Origin of the sequence: Streptomyces sp. JH34, assembly GCF_029428875.1 — a bacterium.
Taxonomy (GTDB): domain Bacteria; phylum Actinomycetota; class Actinomycetes; order Streptomycetales; family Streptomycetaceae; genus Streptomyces.
On sequence record NZ_JAJSOO010000001.1, the window covers coordinates 1,100,397 to 1,116,491 of the forward strand.

The window sequence follows — 16,095 nt, forward strand, 5'->3', positions numbered from 1 at the left end:
GTCTGACGTCCGTCGGCAGCACCGGGCCCGCGCCGGTCCGCTGAATCCGCGCCTGTCCTCCGCGCAGGCTTCCCGCCCCCGGTCGCGTCTTTCGTCGTATCCCCGTGCAGGGCCGTGCCACCTCGGCGTCCTGCCGGGGCCGCTCCCGCCCAGCCGTGCGCCGTCGCCTCGATGACGCATGCGGGCACACGCGACGACAGTTCCGTGCGAGTGCCGCGCCGCCCTTCCCGCGCTCCCCCGCTTCCCCCTGCCCTCTTCCGGGCCGGGGGCTCATCAGAGAGATCGAGATGCCCGCACGACTCACGCCCCGACACCGACCGGACGTACGGTCGGCCCGAAGGACGGGCGGCCTGAGGGCCGCAGCCCTCGGAACCGCCCTTGTCGCCCTGCTCGTCCCGGCTCTGAGCGCCTGCGGCGGCAGTGCCTCGTCGGCGGCCGGCGGCGCCACCCTGAAATGGGCCTCTTCCTATTTCCCGGGCCACTGGGACCCGGTGGTGTCGGGGAGCGGTGCACAGTTCCGCGAACTCGCGCTGGTGTACGCCTCGTTGACGCGAACCGACGGGGAGGGCAAGGCCGTCCCGGACCTCGCCGAGAGCTGGGAGTACAACGAGAAGGGTGACCGGATCACCTTCCACGTACGTCCCGGGCTGACGTTCAGCGACGGCGAGCCGGTGGACGGCGCGGCCGTGAAGGCCGCCGTCGAGCGTGCGCAGAAGCAGAAGAACTCCGCGCTCTTCGGTGACCTGACGTCGATCGGATCCGTGACGGCCGACGGTCTGGACGCCACGCTCGCTCTCACCCAGGTCGACTACCAGATACCGCAGTTGCTCGGTGAGCGCGTCCTGCAGATCGCCAGTCCGAAGGCGGCGGCGAACCCCACGGAGCTGGACCAGGCCCCCGTCGGCGCCGGGCCCTTCGTCATCGACCAGCTGGTCCCGGGCACCAAGGCGGTCCTGCGGAAGAACCCCGACTACTGGGACGCGGAGAACATCCACATCGACAACGTCGAGCTGGTGTCCGCCCCCGACGCCTCCACCGTCGTCTCGGGCCTCCAGACCGGTGTCTACAACTTCGCCGACCTCGACCCGAGCCAGGCCACCGCCGCCGGCAAAGCGGGGCTGGACGTGTTCACCCTGCCCGGCTTCAACGCCTCCAACATCAGCCTGAACGTCAACAAGGCGCCGTTCGACGACGACAGGGTCGTCGACGCGCTCCGCCACGCGGTCAACCGCAAGGAGTTCGTCGACAAGCTGACGTTCGGTCACGGTGAGACGACCGACCAGCCGTTCCCGAAGGGCTACGTCGCCTACGACTCCGCGTCGGAGAACGCCTACCCCTACGATCCGGCGAGGTCGAGGAAGCTCCTCGCCGAGGCGGGTCACAAGCCCGGCGACATCAAGCTGGACCTGGTCATCCCCGCGGAGGACCCGCAGGCCGAGATCGTCCAGTCACAGCTGGCCGCCGTGGGCGTCGAGGTCACCATCAAGATCGACAAGAACTGGGCCACCCCCTTCTTCGCCAAGGACCTGGCCTTCTCCCTGTACTCGACGACGGGGCGTGACTCCGCGGTGCAGACCCTCACCGCCCACTTCGGCCCCGACGGCCCGCTGAACCTCAGCACTCCCTACGAACCGGAGGGCTTCGAGGAGGCCGTCGCCAAGGTGCGCCGGACACCGCTGGACGCGCCCGAATACCCGCGGGTCCTCCAGGCTGCCACGCGCGCGGGCCTCGAGAGCAGGGCCCTGATCTTCACCTTCTCCTCGCCCAACCTCTTCGCCAAGAGCAAGGGCCTGTCCGACCTGCCGGAGAACCCCGCCCACATCGACTGGACCGGCGTGAAGATCGCCGCCGGATCCTGACCGCCCATCCACTCCAGAGAGGGGGCAGCCCCATGACGACCACCACACAGGAGGTGGACGCCGAGCGCCGCCGCCGGCTCGCCACGGCCACGGCCCGGCACGCGGCGGGGCGGGTGGCAGCCGCCCTGGGACGGTCGGTGGCGATCTTCGTTCCGGTGTTCCTGGTGGCGACCTTCGTGACGTTCGCGTTGCGGTCCATGAGCGGGCTCAGCCCGGCACGGATCCAGCTGGGCGAGGAGGCGACCCCCGAGGCGATCCAGCGCGTCGAGGCCGAGTGGGGGCTCGACCAGCCCTTCCTGACGCAGTACTGGAACTGGTTCACCGATGTCCTGCGCGGACAGCTCGGCACCAGCTGGGTCAACGGGGCCGACATCTCCACACTGATCGGCCTCGGACTGGGAGTCAGCCTCTCGGTCGCCACCTTCGCGCTGCTCATCGGTGTGGTCGGCGGCTTCGTCCTCGGTACGGTGGCCGCGCTCCGGCGCACCACGGTCGTCGACCGGGCGATCACCGGCTTCGTCACCGTGATCTCGGTGATGCCGGCCTTCGTCGTCGGCATCGTGCTGGTGGCGGTCCTCGCGGTGGGGTTCGGCCTGTTCCCCTCGGCCGGGTACACACCGGCCGAGCAGGGAGTCGGTCCGTGGCTCGCCCACATCACGCTCCCCGCGCTCGCGCTGAGCTTCGACGTCATCGCCGATGTCGCCCGTCAGCTGCGGTCCAGCCTGATCGCCGCCTACGGCGAGAACTACGTGACGGGCGCGGTGGTCCGGGGGCTGAGCCCTCGGCGGATCTTCTTCGGGCACGTCCTGCGCAACGGCCTCGGGCCCGCCCTCGCCACGATCGGCCAGAAGTTCCCGGCCCTGGTCGGCGCCTCCGTGGTCACGGAGTGGATCTTCGGCCTCCAGGGCTTCGGCCGGTTCGCCAACGACTCGGCGCAGGCCGGTGACGTGCCCGCCGTGCAGGGCGTGCTCGTGGTGTCGATCGTGCTGGTCGTCTCCTTCAACCTGATCATCAACCTGGTGCTGGCGCGTGTGATGCCGGCCTCCCAGAGGGGGGTATGACGATGGTGCGCCGCGTCCTCTCACTCACATCCGGCCGGATCGCCGTGGCGATCCTCGTGCTGATCGCCCTGCTCGCGGTCTGCGGACCCTGGCTCGCCCCGCAGGACCCCCTGGCGACCAGCGACAACACCCTGGCCTCGGCCTCTGGCACCCACTGGCTGGGGACGGACTACCTGGGGCGTGACGTGTTCAGCCGCCTCCTGGACGGTTCACGGATCAGCGTGCTCGGATCGCTGGAGGTCGCGCTCACGGCCCTGGTCGTCGGAGCGGTCCCCGGCATCCTGTCGGTCTATTCCGGGCGGGCCTTCGAATGGCTGACCCTCCGTCTGGCAGACACCCTGGTCGCCCTGCCGTTCCTGTTGTTCGCCATCGCGGTGATCGCACTGCTCGGCAACGGCATCACCCAGGCCATGCTCGTCACGGGCGCCCTGGTCTCCCCGCTCTTCTACCGGGTGTCCAGGGCCGCCACCCTGGCCGTGGCCCGCTCCCCGTACGTGGAGGCCGCGGTCATCTCCGGCGCCTCCGTGAGCTGGGTCGTCCGCCGCCACGTCTGGGTCAAGGTGCTCCCGCCGATCGCGGTGGCGCTCGCCCAGACCATCGGCGTGGGCTTCGTCATCGTGTCGAGCCTGACCTTCCTCGGTATCGGCGTCCAGCCGCCGGCACCCACCTGGGGCGGTCTGCTCGCCTCCGACCTGGGCTATCTCAGCCACCAGCCCTGGGCCCCGGTGGCACCCGCCCTGCTGATCATGGTCACGGTCTGGGCGTGCAACCTGCTCGCCGACGCCATCCGTGACGTCTCCGGCGAAGCGGGCCGGGCGTTGGTCGACAGGCGCAAGTCCCGTGCCCGCACCGGCACATCCGCCCCCGTCCCCGTGGGAGGTTCCCGATGAGGACCCTGTCCCAGAACACCGCCCCCGACCGCGCCGAGGAGTACACGGCCACCGAGTCCGGCTCCCCAGCCGCCCCGGCCGCCACGCCGGTGATCGCCGTCCGGGACGTACGCGTCAGCGACCGGGTCACCGGACGGGAGATCGTCCACGGCGTCGGCTTCGACCTGACCCCCGGCAGGGCGGTCGGCATCGTCGGAGAGTCCGGCAGCGGTAAGACCCTCACCTGCCGTGCGGTGCTCGGTATCCTGCCGCCGCACTTCGAGGTCTCCGGCGGTCGTGTCGAGATCGACGGCACCGACATCGCCTCCCTGACGCGACGTCAGTGGACGTCCCTGCGGGGCACCACGGTCGGCGCCGTGTTCCAGGACCCGGCGTCCTACCTCAACCCGTCGATCCGTGTGGGCGCCCAGATCGCCGAGGTCATCCGGGTCAAGAACGGGGTGAAGCGGCGCGAGGCACGCAGGCAGGCCCTCGAACTCCTCGTGGCGGTACGGCTCCGGGACCCGGAGCTGGTCTACGGGCAGTACACCTACGAGCTGTCCGGCGGCATGCTCCAGCGCGTCCTGATCGCGGCGGCCATCGCCGTCGAACCGCGGGCCCTCATCGCCGACGAGGCCACGACCGCACTCGACGTCACGGTCCAGGCGGAGATCCTCGACCTGCTGGCGGAACTGCGCGAGCGCACCGGCCTGGCGCTCGTCGTCGTCTCCCACGACCTGGCCGTGGTCGCCCAGCTCTGCGACGAGGTCCTCGTCATGCGGCAGGGCGAGGTGGTGGAGCAGGGCCCGACACACTCCGTCCTGCACGACCCGCAGCACGAGTACACCCGGCTGCTCATCGCCGAGCACGAGAGCTACGGCCTGGACAGGTTCCTCACCGGCCAGGAGGCGTCATGACCGTCACCGCACCGGAGAAGGGGTCCGGCGGCCGTGCGGCGCCCGTCCTGGACATCGAGAGCCTGGAGGTCCGTTACGGCCGTGGGCGCCGGGGCCGTAGCGCGCTGCGAGGGGTCTCGCTGAGCGTCGCGCCCGGGGAGACCGTCGGCGTCATCGGCGAGACCGGCTCGGGGAAGTCCACGCTGGCTCGCGCCGTGCTCGGTCTCGTACGGCCCTCGGCGGGCTCGATCCGGGTCGGCGGCGAGGACGTCACCGGATTCGGCGACCGCCAGTGGCGCGGCCTGCGCCGACGCGGCGTCGTCCAGTACGTCTTCCAGGATCCGCTGCGCAGCCTCGACCCGGACCTCACCGTCGAGGACTCCCTGACCGAACCGCTCCTCATCCAGGGGGTGCCGCGCACGGAGGCGGTGGAGCGGGCCCGTGCGTTCCTCGACCGGGTCCACCTGTCCGCGGAACTGCTCGGCCGGCTGCCCGGAGAGCTCTCCGGCGGCCAGCGCCAGCGCGTCGCCGTGGCCCGCGCCCTCGTCACCGAGCCGGCCCTGGTCATCCTCGACGAACCGGTCAGCGCCCTGGACTCCGCCAACCGCGTCCAGGTCCTGGAGATCCTGAAGGAGCTCCGCGCCTCCGGCACGTCCCTCGTCTTCATCTCCCACGACCTCGGCTCCATCGCCGGGACCGCCGACCGCGTCGCCGTGCTCTACAGGGGTGAGCTCGTCGAGGTGGGAGCGGCCCGTGACGTGATCAGCCACCCGCGGCACGCGTACACACGCCTGCTCGTCGGCTCCGCGCCGACGCTGCGCACACCGACCGCCTCCCGGTCCGAGCGCGAGGCCCTGCGCGCGCGACTGAGCGGCTGACAGCAGCGTTTCCGGCCCCCTTCGCATCCCCGCAGCACCACTGAGAGGAACACCCCATGTCCCGCAGGATCCATCTCGCACTGCACCCGTACGGCGTCGGGGGCCCCGGCCAGCACGGCCTCTGGAAGGACCCGGCCGTCGCGAAGAACGCCAGCATCGACATCAACTACTACATCCAGCAGGCCCGGGCCGCCGAACACGCCCTGTTCGACGCGCTGTTCGTCGTCGACAGCCAGTTCATCAACGCGACCTACCCGTCGCACTACCTGAACCGGCTGGAGCCACTCACCCTGCTCTCCGCCGTCGCCACCCACACCAGGAACATCGGCCTCGTCGGCACCGCGAGCTCGACCTACAACTCGCCGTTCAACCTCGCCCGCCGGTTCGCCTCCCTCGACCACATCAGCGGCGGGCGTGCCGGCTGGAACGTGGTGACCAGCTTCGACACCGGTACGTCGAAGAACTTCGGGCTCGACGAGCACCTCGACTACGCCACGCGCTACGGCCGCGCCCTGGAATTCGTGCAGGTCGCGCGGGGCCTGTGGGACTCCTACGAGGACGACGCCTTCCCGGCCGACGTGGAGCGCGGCGTCTTCCTCGACCCGTCCAGGCTGCACGCGCTGGACCACACCGGAGAGCACTTCAAGGTCGCCGGACCGCTCAACATCTCCCGGTCCCCGCAGGGCCAGCCCGTCATCTTCCAGGCCGGGGTCTCCGCAGAGGGCCGCGACCTCGCCGCGCGCGTCGCCGAGGGCGTCTACGCCCCGGGCGGCACGCTGGAGCAGGCCCAGGAGTACTACGCCGACATCAAGAAGCGCACCGCGGCACACGGGCGGAACCCCGACCACATCAAGGTCCTCATCCACGGCGGTCCGATCGTGGGGGCGACCGACGAGGAGGCCCGGCGCCGCGAGCGGGAGATCTTCGAGGAGGACAACGACTTCGCGAGCAATCTCGCGCTCCTGGGGCGTTCGTTCGGCGCGTACGACTTCAGCGCGCACGACCTGGACGCCCCGTTCCCGGACGTCGCCCACCTCGCGGAGAAGGGCGGCCGGACGGGCGCCGCCAAGATCATCGAGCGGGCGAAGGCGGAGAACCTGTCGCTGCGTCAGGTCGCCGACTCCGTCAACGCGTTCCGCCGCTCACCGTTCGTCGGAGCGCCCGGGACCGTCGCCGACACCATCGAGCAGTGGTACGACGCGGGCACCCTGGACGGCATCAACCTGGCCTTCCGGAACCACGACGACCTCGACCGCTTCGTCGACGGTGTGGTGCCGCTCCTGCAGAAGCGCGGCCTGTTCCGGACCGAGTACGAGGCGGACACCCTGCGCGGCAACCTCGGACTGCCGCTTCCCGCGAACCGCCACACCTCCGAGCGCGAGCTCGTGAACGGCTGACCTGGTCCGCGAACCCCCCGAGCACGCACGCACACGCAGGAGTCCGAGATGACCGAGTACACCGACCACCACGCCCCCGAGGGCCTTCGCACGCGCGGCACCGTCGTCGTGGTGCCGGGCCGCGGCGAGACCCGCGCGACCTACAGCCGGCTCGGCAGGCGGCTGGCCGCCGACGCCTACCGTGTCCGTGTCGTCGACGCCCTCGGCCTCGACGAGCGCGACCTGGAGGGCTCGCTGACCCGCTTCGGTGAACAACTCGCCGCGGCAGCCGAGGACTCGGCCACCGGGGAGAACGGTGTCGTACGCCCCCTCGTACTGGTGGGGGCGGACACCGGGGCCGTCGCCGTGGCGGCGCTCCTCGGCCGGGGCGGGGTCCCGTCCGCCCTGCGGCCGGACGCCGTCGTCCTCGCGGGGATCCCCGGCGGCGGGGCCGCCGCCGGGGGCGGCTGGGAGGACGAGCTCGACGTGCGTACCTCCTGCCCCGCCCATCGGGACACGCTCACCGAGGACACCGGGACACGGCGCGGCGCGCTCGACCAGGCGGTTCCCGAGGCCCTGCTCACGGCCGCGCACGACGGCGGGATCGACATCCCCGCACTGCTGCTCGTCGGTGACGCCGATCCCCTCGCGGACCGCGACGCGCTCGCCGCGACGGCGAAGTCACTGCCGCGCGCGCGTCTTGCGGTGGTGCGGGACGCCCACCACGACGTACTGAACGACATGCAGCACCGCTCGGTGGCCGCGGAGACCGTCACCTTCCTGGAGACCCTGCGCAACGGGCTGGTGCCCGTCGTCACGGTCGATTCGAGTGCGTGGTGACCGCTGTCGGCCCCGGCGGCGTCCGGCACCGCCCCCATTCCTGATCCGTAGAGAGAGGTCCCCACCATGGCGAAGATCCTGTCCGTCTCCGGCAGTCCCTCAGCCACCTCCCGCACCGCACGTCTCCTGCGCCACCTGGATGACCGGCTCCGGCAGCAGGGCCACGACGTGACGCCTCTGGAGGTGCGCACCCTTCCCGCCGAGGCGCTGCTCGGCGCCGACTTCCGGCACCCGGCCGTCGTCGAGGCCGCGGCGCTGTTCGACGACGCGGACGGCGTGGTCATCGGCACGCCCGTCTACAAGGCCGCGTACTCGGGGCTGCTGAAGACACTGCTGGATCTCCTCCCGCAGTACGCGCTGACCGGCAAGACCGTCCTGCCGCTGGCCACCGGGGGCAGCACGGCGCACGTGCTGGCGATCGACTACGCGCTGCGCCCGGTGCTGAGTTCCATGGGCGCGGCGCACATCGTGCCGGGCTGGTTCACGCTCGACAAGGACATCACCTCCGGCGAGGACGGCACGCTGACCGTCGCACCCGGCACGGCCGAGGCCCTCACCCACGTCACCGACACGTTCTCCCGGGTGCTGGGCGGGCGTACGGCGGTGCTGGCCGCGACGGCCTGAACGCTCACGCCGCCCGCAGCCGCCGCCACACCGCCTTCGCCGCGTGGTGCCCGGACATGCCGTGCACACCGGGGCCGGGCGGGGTGGCCGACGAGCAGAGGAAGACCGCGGGGTGCGCGGTGGCGTACGGCACGCGGGCGAGCCGGGGCCGGATCACCGTCTGGAGCCCGGCGAACGCCCCGGTGGCGATGTCGCCGCCGACGTAGTTGGCGTTGCGCGCCGCGAGGCGGGGCGGCCCGGCGACGGCGCGGGCCAGGACCAGGTCACGGAAGCCGGGCGCGAACCGCTCCAGCTGACGCTCGACGACCTCCGTGGCGTCACCCTCCCAGCCGGCCGGGACGTGCCCGTACACCCAGAAGACGTGGCGCCCTTCGGGGGCGCGTCCCGGGTCGACGAGGCTGGGCTGCGCGGTGATCAGGAACGGGACACTCGGGTCGCGCCCGCCCACGGCCGCCCGCAGGGCCGCGTCGATCTCGGTGGCCGAGGGGCCGACATGGACGGTCCCGGCCCGCCGGGCCTCCTCGGCGGTCCAGGGCACGGGACCCGAGAGCGCGTAATCGATCTTGAAGCAGGAGGGCCCGTAGCGGTAGTGGTCGTAGGCGCCGCCGAGACCCGCGATCCGGGCGAGCGCCGTGGGCGAGGTGTCGAAGACGTACGCGCGCGCCGGCGGGAGTTCGTCGAGGCGCTTGACCTCGATGCCCGTGCGGATGGTGCCGCCCTGCTCGCGCAGGAACGACGCGAGGGCGTCGGAGATCGACTGTGAGCCGCCCCGAGGCACCGGCCAGCCGTTCTCGTGCGCGGCGAGCGCGAAGAGGAGCGCGATACCCGCGGTCGCGAAGCCGCTGGTGGGAGCGATGGCGTGCCCGGCGAGGCCGGCGATCAGACCTCGCGCCTTCTCCCCCCGGAAACGGCGGGAGAGCAGCGCGGCGGGCTGTATGGCGTCGAGTCCGAAGCGGGCCCAGCGGTAGGGGTCGCGGGGCAGGCCGTCCCACGGGGTGCGCAGGAAGTCCTCGGCGAGGGTGTCCCAATGGCCGGTGAAGGGCGAGACCAGTCTGCGGTAGGCGCCCGCGTCCTCGGGGCCCAGCGACATGGCGCTCTCCCCGACCGAGCGGGTGAGTACGGCGGCGGTGCCGTCCGGGAAGGGGTGGGCGAGGGACAGCGGCGGCTGGAGCCATTCGAGACCGTGCCGGTCGAGCGGCATCGCGTTGAAGGCGGGGGATCCGATGGCCAGTGGGTGCACGGCGGAACACGGGTCGTGGCGGAAGCCCGGCAGGGTCAATTCCTCGGTGCGTGCGCCGCCCCCGACGGTCTCCCCGGCCTCGAACACCTCCACCGCGAAGCCGCGGCGGGCCAGTTCGACGGCGGCCGTCAGCCCGTTGGGACCCGCACCCACGACGACGGCATCCAGCATCGATGGCACCTTCGGACTCCTTTGTCAGCCGGTGGCCGGGGACCCAGGATATTCGGGGGCGGGGACGACGGGCCCCCGGGTAGCCTCCCGCACGATGAACAACGCGTGCGCACCCTCTCCCGCCGTCGGCGCGATGGCTTCCCGCCTCGCCCGGCTGCCCTCCGTCGAGGCCGTCGTCCTGGGCGGAAGCAGGGCTCGCGGCACCCACCGTCCCGACTCCGACTGGGATCTGGGCGTCTACTACCGGGGCACCCCGGACCTGGCCGCCCTCACCGCGCTGGCGTCCGAGGCCCAGGGGGCGCCGACCGAGGTCGCGGGGCCGGGAGGCTGGGGCCCCTGGGTGAACGGCGGGGCGTGGCTGACGGTGGACGGTGTCGCCGTCGACTGGATCCTGCGGGATCTGGACCGGGTGGAGTCGGTGTGGTCGGACTGCCGGGTCGGCCGTTTCGAGGTGGGGATCCAGCCCGGCCACCCGTTGGGTTTCTGGTCGCCCTGCTACGTGGGAGAGGTCGCGCTGGGCAAGGTGCTCGACGACCCGAGGGGAGAGCTGACAGCCCTTCAGGAGGCCGTACGCGTCTATCCCGAGCCGCTGCGCCGCGCACTGACCGGGGCGGTGTGGGAGGCGGACTTCTCCGTGGCGTCCGCGCGCAAGTCGGCCCCGCCCGGGGACACGCTCCATGTGGCTCTCTGCCTGTCGAAGGCCTTCGGGATCCTCGCCCAGGTCCTGCACGCCCACCACCGCGTCTGGTGCCTCAACGAGAAGGGCGCGCTCGCTGCCGCCGCCGCCCTGCCGGACGCCCCGGCGGACTTCACGGACCGGGTGTCGGCGGCCCTGCGCGGCCTGGACGCTGCGGCGGTGGAAGCGGCGGCCGGTGTCGTACGGGAGGTGCGAGCCGTGCTGGACGCCGCCTCCTGACGGGGGGGGTACGACGGGGGTGTACGTCCGTCGAGGGTGTACGTCACCCACCGCCATGAAGGCGGAGGCTCTTCTGTACAGGGCGATGAGGCGGGCACCGTCGCCGGCTCCCCGTGCGATCCACTGGTCCGGCGCGCCCCGGAAGACGGTGAGGGCCGTCGCGACCGTCACACGGGTCTGCGGCAGGTCCTCGGATCGACACGGGTGGCCCGGGCCGCCGCGACCGACGCCACCGCCACCGCCACCGCACGAACGCGTTGACGGTGGGAGGGAGGACGAGAACCGCTCGACGCGGCGGGAAGGCTCCGGCTCAGCCCTGACGGCCGGCCCGCAGCGCGTCGAGGATCCGCCCTGCGGTCGCCTCGTCCCTGGCGGCGGTGAAGGGCAGGTCGTTCCCACCGGTGATGCGGAACGGGGCGCCGGAGAGCGTCGACTGGGTCCCGCCCGCCTCGGTGACGAGGAGCAGCCCCGCCGCGTGGTCCCAGGCGAACTCCCAGTTGAAGGCCACGCCGTCCTGCGCCCCGCAGGCGACGGCGAGGTACTCCAGGCCGGCCGATCCGCACGCGCGGGCGTCGATGCCCTCGGTGCGCAGGCCGAGCAGAGCGCGCTTCTGGGCGTCGGAGGTGTAGTCGGGGTGGGACATGGCCACCTTGAGCACGGCACCGGGGGCGGGCGAACCGCTGTGCAGGGCAGCGCCGTTGAGCGTGGCACCCCGTCCCCGCACGGCGACGGCGACCTCGTCGAGGACGGGGGCGTACGTCCACGAGGCGTACACCTCGCCGTGCCGGGCGAGGGCCACCAGGGTGCAGAAGCCGGGTTCGCCGCGGACGAACTGGCGGGTGCCGTCGACGGGGTCGACGATCCACACGGGTGCGTCGCCGCCGAGGGCGTCGTAGACGGCGGGGTCGGCGTGCACGGCCTCCTCGCCGACGACGACCGAGCCGGGAAGCAGCCGGGTCAGCGACGCGGTGAGGTGCTCCTCGGCGAGCCGGTCGGCGGCCGTGACCAGGTCGTGGGGGCCGCTCTTCTCGACGATCTCGTGCGCGGCCAGCTGCCGGTAGCGCGGGAGGATCTCGGCGGCGGCCGCCGCCCGGACCGCCCTCTCGACCTCGGCAGTCGCCCCGGCGTGCCCGGCGGTCCCGTACAGGAAGTCATCGATCATGGCTCCAGCTAAGCACGGTCCGCCGGGGCCGCCACGGGCAGGTGGTCAGCGGCCGACGGCGTATCCCTGCATCCCACGGGGGTTCGCTGCGGCGGACAGGACGCCGGTCTCCGGGTCCCGGGCGACGGCGCACATGCGGCCCTCGGACCACGGGTCGCCGACGGTGACGTCGTGGCCCCGCCGGCGCAGCTCCTCGACCACCTCGGGATCCATGCCCTCCTCGACGGTGACGCTTCCCAGGCGCATCCCGCGCGGGTGGAAGGAGCCGGGGAAGCTGTCGTTGTGCCAGTTCGGGGCGTCGATGGCGCCCTGGAGGTCGAGGCCGCCGCGGACCCGGTCCCGCAGCGCCACGGCGAGGAAGAAGTGCAGCTGCCACTGGTCCTGCTGGTCGCCGCCGGGAGTGCCGAACGCCATGACGGGGACACCGTCGCGCAGGGCGAGGGAGGGCGTCAGCGTGGTACGCGGGCGCCGGCCGGGGGTCAGTGTGTTCGGCAGGCCCTCGTCGAGCCAGGCCATCTGCAGCCGGGTACCGAGCGGGAAGCCCAGCTCGGGTACCACCGGGTTGGACTGGAGCCAGCCGCCGCTCGGTGTGGCGGCGACCATGTTCCCCCAGCGGTCGACGATGTCGAGGTGGCAGGTGTCGCCGCGGGTCGCACCGTCCTTCGCGACGGTCGGCTCGCCTGCTCCGGCGGCCGGGACCTGCGTGGCGTCGAAGCCGGACACCCCTGTGGCGACGGCACGGGCGTGCGCGCTGAGGACCGGGGGGCGGCCCTCCGGGCTGCCGGGGCGCAGCTCCAGGGACGCGGTGTCCTTGATCAGGGCGCGCCGCTCGTCGTTGTACGCGGCGGAGAGCAGGGTCTCGACGGGTACGTCGGCGGCGTCGCCGTACCAGGCCTCACGGTCGGCCATGGCGAGCTTGCAGCCCTCGACGAGCAGGTGGACGTACGCGGCCGAGCCGTACGCCGGGAGCTCCGCCGGGAGGAGCGCGAGCTGCTGGAGGAAGGCGGGGCCCTGGCTCCAGCCGCCGGCCTTGACCAGCGTCCAGCCGTTCCAGTCGTAGGTCGCGGGTGCCTCGTACGTCGCGGACCAGGCGGCCAGGTCGGCGGCGGTGAGGGTGCCGGTGTGGCGGGTTCCGCTGGTGTCCATGGTGGGTACGGCGGCCTGACGGGCCAGCGCCTCGGCTATGAAGCCCGTGCGCCAGATCTCGCGGGCCGCCTCGATCTGGGCGACACGGTCCTCGCCGCCCTTCTCCTCCGCCTCGGCCGTCAGACGGCGCCAGGTCGCGGCGAGGGCCGGGTTGCGGAACAGCCGGCCGGGCTCGGGCGCCTTCCCGTCGGGGAGGTAGACCTCGGCGGAGGCCGGCCACTCGGTCTCGAACAGCTCGCGGACGGTCTCCACGGTCAGGCCGACACGCTCCACCGGGGCGTGGCCGTCCTCCGCGTATCCGACGGCGTACCGCAGGACCTCGGCGAGGGACCTGGTCCCGTGGTCGCGCAGCAGCAGCATCCAGGCGTCGAAGGCGCCCGGCACGGCGGCGGCGAGCGGCCCGGTGCCGGGGACCAGGTCCAGGCCGAGCGAGCGGTAGTGGGCGGCGGACGCGCCGGCGGGGGCGGGACCCTGGCCGCACAGCACCCGCACGTCGCCGTCCTTCGGCGCGAGGATCATCGGGACCTCGCCGGCCGGGCCGTTGAGGTGGGGTTCGACGACGTGCAGGACGAAGCCGGCGGCGACGGCCGCGTCGTAGGCGTTGCCACCGTCCTCCAGGACGGCCATCGCGGACTGCGAGGCGAGCCAGTGGGTGGAGGACACCATGCCGAAGGTGCCCTGAAGGGTGGGGCGGGTGGTGAACACGGGTGCTGCTCCTCGCTGCGGCGTTCGGTGGTGGCTTGGGGATCGTCGGCCCCGGGGCCCGTGGTGCGGCACGGCGGCCCGCTCCCTCACGGAGCCGTGAAGTACTCCGGGAAACGCGGCCCCAGCCACGGCCTGCGTCCCCACGCGAGGACCCGCCCCCGGGCCATGGCGGCCGCCGGCGAGCAGCGGCCGAGGGCCATCAGCAGGAAGGTCACGGGCTCGATGGAGATCGTGCAGTCCGGGCGGTCCGGGAACTCGTGGCCCACGGTCGCCGTGCCGTCGGTGAACGTCACTCCGAACCGGCCGCCACCCCACAGCCGGACGGCGTACCGGGCGTTGAGCCCCGCCGTGGCGGCGGCGTCGGTCACCCACGGCATGGCCTCGACCATGAACGGGAGTGTCAGCGCGACCCGTGCCCGGTCGACCATGTGCGGACGCCCCAGTGCGCGGGCCAGGTCGTAGCCGTGTCCCAGCATGTGCGTCAGGAGGTAGGAACCGAGGACCACGCGGTTCATCGGGCCCATCGGCGTCAGCAGCGTCTCCTGCGCGGGGTGCTCGGCCACCGCGTCCAGGTATGCCTCGGTCTGCGTCACGATCATCGCGGCCAGTGGTCGCGCCGCCCGTTCGCGGAACACGGCGAGCGCCTGTTCGTTGGCCGCGGCTATGCCCTGCGGGGTGCCGTCGCCGTGAGGACGGGAACGCCCCGCCGCCACCTCCGCCATCAGCTCGCCCGCCTGCGCCAGGTGCGCGGCCACCTCCCCCACCGTCCACACCAGCCCCGGCACGGGGGCGCGGGTGTCGGGGGCGCCACGCAGCAGCTCCGCGATCTCCTCCGCGGTCGCGCGGAGCGCGTCGGCCAGCCCCTCGGGCAGGCGCCCGGAAGGCGCGTCCTGGAGGTCCTGCCCCTGATCCGTCTCCGAACCCATCCCGCAACCGCTCCCTCGAACGCCGCCCGTCACCCGAGCCGGTCGCCCGCGCCTGTGGCCCGCGCGTACACAAGAACAGTTCGCACGGGTTCCCGGCAAGGGGCCGGCGCGCGGAGGTGGGCGCGGCACTCGTCCCGGCCGGTCGGTTCGCACGCGCTGCCGCACGGTCGCCGGGCAGGGCGGCGCCGCCGCTCGTCACGGGCGGGCGTTAAGGTGCGGTGCGACGTATGTGTGCGTATGCCGGGATGCCGCGCATCAGGCCCGGACTCCCGATCGCACACGGGAAGGGGACGAGGCCGTGCATGGCGAGTACAAGGTGCCCGGCGGCAAGCTTGTCGTCGTGGATCTGGACGTCCGGGAGGGCGTGCTGCGTGACGTGCGCGTCGCCGGGGACTTCTTCCTGGAGCCCGACGAGGCGATCCTCTCGATCGACGGGGCGCTGGAAGGCGCCCCTTCCTCGACGGACGCCGCCGGTCTGGCGGCCCGTATCACGGCGGCCCTGCCGGAGTCGGCCGTCATGCTGGGCCTGACCGCGGAGGGCGTCGGCGTCGCCGTCCGGCGGGCGCTGGCCCACGCGAGGGAGTGGGGCGAATTCGACTGGCAGCTGGTGCACATGGAGCCTCAGCCACCGGCCCTGCACATGGCGCTCGACGAGGTCCTCACCGCCGAGGTGGCCGCCGGGCGCCGGGCGCCCACGCTGCGGGTGTGGGAGTGGGCCTCGCCCGCCGTGGTCATCGGCAGCTTCCAGTCGCTGCGCAACGAGGTGGACCCCGACGGGGCGGCGAGGCACGGGATGACCGTGGTGCGGCGGATCTCCGGCGGCGGGGCCATGTTCGTGGAGCCCATGAGCACCATCACCTACTCGCTTTCCGTGCCGGAGTCGCTGGTGTCGGGCCTGACCTTCGCCGACAGTTACGCGTACCTCGACGACTGGGTCCTGGGCGCACTCGGCGACATGGGCATCAGGGCCTGGTACCAGCCCCTGAACGACATCGCCACCGATGTCGGCAAGATCGCCGGGGCCGCCCAGAAGCGGATGGTGGGCCCCGCCGGCGGTCCGGGAGCCGTCCTGCACCACGTGACCATGTCGTACGACATCGACGCCGGCAAGATGCTCGAGGTGCTCCGCATCGGCAAGGAGAAGATGTCCGACAAGGGAACCAGGAGCGCCCAGAAGCGCGTGGACCCGCTCCGGCGTCAGACGGGGCTCGCCCGTGAGCAGGTGATCGAGCGCATGATCAGCTCCTTCCGGGACCGCTACGGGCTGGCCACCGGCGCGGTCACCACGGACGAACTGGCCCGGGCGGAGGAGCTGGTGCAGACGAAGTTCGCCACCGAGGAGTGGACCGCGCGGGTGCCGTAGCCGGGGGACACGGAGCCAGAGCCCGCACACGCGACCGCCCCGGCGGGCGGGGATGCCCGCCGG

Annotated in this window: 14 protein-coding genes; 10 read left to right on the forward strand and 4 right to left on the reverse strand. The window is 72.7% G+C overall.

The features are described from left to right. Positions 1-287 precede the first annotated feature (287 nt). From LWJ43_RS05055 to ssuE, 8 genes are all read left to right on the forward strand, one after another. The gene (locus LWJ43_RS05055; protein WP_277331072.1) at positions 288-1,859 is read left to right on the forward strand and encodes an ABC transporter substrate-binding protein; all 1,572 of its coding nucleotides are present in this window, start codon (positions 288-290) and stop codon (positions 1,857-1,859) included. A gap of 32 nt (positions 1,860-1,891) precedes the next feature. After that, a complete protein-coding gene (locus LWJ43_RS05060; RefSeq protein ID WP_277331073.1) occupies positions 1,892-2,920 on the forward strand; it encodes an ABC transporter permease in 1,029 nt (342 codons plus the stop codon). A 2-nt stretch (positions 2,921-2,922) separates the two neighbouring features. After that, positions 2,923-3,810 carry an ABC transporter permease gene (locus LWJ43_RS05065; protein WP_277335814.1) on the forward strand — a complete coding sequence of 296 codons (888 nt, stop codon included), beginning with the start codon at positions 2,923-2,925 and terminating at the stop codon, positions 3,808-3,810. Beyond that, positions 3,807-4,706, forward strand: a complete 900-nt coding sequence (locus LWJ43_RS05070; RefSeq protein WP_277331074.1) for an ABC transporter ATP-binding protein — start codon at positions 3,807-3,809, stop codon at positions 4,704-4,706. The genes LWJ43_RS05065 and LWJ43_RS05070 overlap by 4 nt, the downstream gene beginning before the upstream one ends. Then, complete coding sequence (locus tag LWJ43_RS05075; protein WP_277331075.1) at positions 4,703-5,563, forward strand: ABC transporter ATP-binding protein; 861 nt, start codon at positions 4,703-4,705, stop codon at positions 5,561-5,563. Before LWJ43_RS05070 ends, LWJ43_RS05075 begins: the two co-directional genes overlap by 4 nt. A 56-nt stretch (positions 5,564-5,619) precedes the next feature. After that, a complete protein-coding gene (locus tag LWJ43_RS05080; RefSeq protein WP_277331076.1) occupies positions 5,620-6,960 on the forward strand; it encodes an NtaA/DmoA family FMN-dependent monooxygenase in 1,341 nt (446 codons plus the stop codon). Positions 6,961-7,008: 48 nt separating this feature from the next. After that, a complete protein-coding gene (locus LWJ43_RS05085; RefSeq protein WP_277331077.1) occupies positions 7,009-7,779 on the forward strand; it encodes an alpha/beta hydrolase in 771 nt (256 codons plus the stop codon). Between the two features lie 66 nt (positions 7,780-7,845). Then, on the forward strand, positions 7,846-8,403 hold the full coding sequence (gene ssuE / locus LWJ43_RS05090; RefSeq protein ID WP_277331078.1) for an NADPH-dependent FMN reductase: 558 nt from the start codon (positions 7,846-7,848) through the stop codon (positions 8,401-8,403). Between the two features lie 4 nt (positions 8,404-8,407). Here ssuE and LWJ43_RS05095 read toward each other — a convergent pair whose 3' ends face one another. Continuing rightward, positions 8,408-9,823 (reverse strand): phytoene desaturase family protein, encoded by a 1,416-nt coding sequence (locus LWJ43_RS05095; protein ID WP_277331079.1) that lies wholly within the window; start codon positions 9,821-9,823, stop codon positions 8,408-8,410. Between the two features lie 85 nt (positions 9,824-9,908). Between LWJ43_RS05095 and LWJ43_RS05100 the strand changes: the two genes are divergently transcribed. Further along, entirely contained in the window at positions 9,909-10,730 is an 822-nt protein-coding gene (locus tag LWJ43_RS05100) for a nucleotidyltransferase domain-containing protein (RefSeq protein WP_277331080.1), read from the forward strand. Positions 10,731-11,040: 310 nt separating this feature from the next. Here the strand turns inward: LWJ43_RS05100 and LWJ43_RS05105 are convergent, their stop codons facing one another. From LWJ43_RS05105 to LWJ43_RS05115, 3 genes are all read right to left on the reverse strand, one after another. After that, the gene (locus LWJ43_RS05105) at positions 11,041-11,892 is read right to left on the reverse strand and encodes an inositol monophosphatase family protein (RefSeq protein WP_277331081.1); all 852 of its coding nucleotides are present in this window, start codon (positions 11,890-11,892) and stop codon (positions 11,041-11,043) included. Positions 11,893-11,937: 45 nt separating this feature from the next. Continuing rightward, the gene (locus LWJ43_RS05110; protein WP_277331082.1) at positions 11,938-13,743 is read right to left on the reverse strand and encodes a gamma-glutamyltransferase family protein; all 1,806 of its coding nucleotides are present in this window, start codon (positions 13,741-13,743) and stop codon (positions 11,938-11,940) included. Positions 13,744-13,829: 86 nt separating this feature from the next. Beyond that, positions 13,830-14,669 (reverse strand): maleylpyruvate isomerase family mycothiol-dependent enzyme, encoded by an 840-nt coding sequence (locus LWJ43_RS05115; RefSeq protein ID WP_277331083.1) that lies wholly within the window; start codon positions 14,667-14,669, stop codon positions 13,830-13,832. Positions 14,670-14,967: 298 nt separating this feature from the next. On the opposite strand from LWJ43_RS05115, the gene LWJ43_RS05120 reads away from it, so the two are divergent. After that, on the forward strand, positions 14,968-16,032 hold the full coding sequence (locus LWJ43_RS05120; protein ID WP_277331084.1) for a lipoate--protein ligase family protein: 1,065 nt from the start codon (positions 14,968-14,970) through the stop codon (positions 16,030-16,032). Positions 16,033-16,095 lie beyond the last annotated feature (63 nt).

Bases quoted from the DNA above. Each gene is read 5' to 3' on its own strand.
- LWJ43_RS05055 (WP_277331072.1), top strand. From the start codon at position 288: ATGCCCGCACGACTCACGCCCCGACACCGACCGGACGTACGGTCGGCC.
- LWJ43_RS05060 (WP_277331073.1), top strand. From the start codon at position 1,892: ATGACGACCACCACACAGGAGGTGGACGCCGAGCGCCGCCGCCGGCTC.
- LWJ43_RS05065 (WP_277335814.1), top strand. From the start codon at position 2,923: ATGGTGCGCCGCGTCCTCTCACTCACATCCGGCCGGATCGCCGTGGCG.
- LWJ43_RS05070 (WP_277331074.1), top strand. From the start codon at position 3,807: ATGAGGACCCTGTCCCAGAACACCGCCCCCGACCGCGCCGAGGAGTAC.
- LWJ43_RS05075 (WP_277331075.1), top strand. From the start codon at position 4,703: ATGACCGTCACCGCACCGGAGAAGGGGTCCGGCGGCCGTGCGGCGCCC.
- LWJ43_RS05080 (WP_277331076.1), top strand. From the start codon at position 5,620: ATGTCCCGCAGGATCCATCTCGCACTGCACCCGTACGGCGTCGGGGGC.
- LWJ43_RS05085 (WP_277331077.1), top strand. From the start codon at position 7,009: ATGACCGAGTACACCGACCACCACGCCCCCGAGGGCCTTCGCACGCGC.
- ssuE (WP_277331078.1), top strand. From the start codon at position 7,846: ATGGCGAAGATCCTGTCCGTCTCCGGCAGTCCCTCAGCCACCTCCCGC.
- LWJ43_RS05100 (WP_277331080.1), top strand. From the start codon at position 9,909: ATGAACAACGCGTGCGCACCCTCTCCCGCCGTCGGCGCGATGGCTTCC.
- LWJ43_RS05105 (WP_277331081.1), bottom strand. From the start codon at position 11,892: ATGATCGATGACTTCCTGTACGGGACCGCCGGGCACGCCGGGGCGACT.
- LWJ43_RS05115 (WP_277331083.1), bottom strand. From the start codon at position 14,669: ATGGGTTCGGAGACGGATCAGGGGCAGGACCTCCAGGACGCGCCTTCC.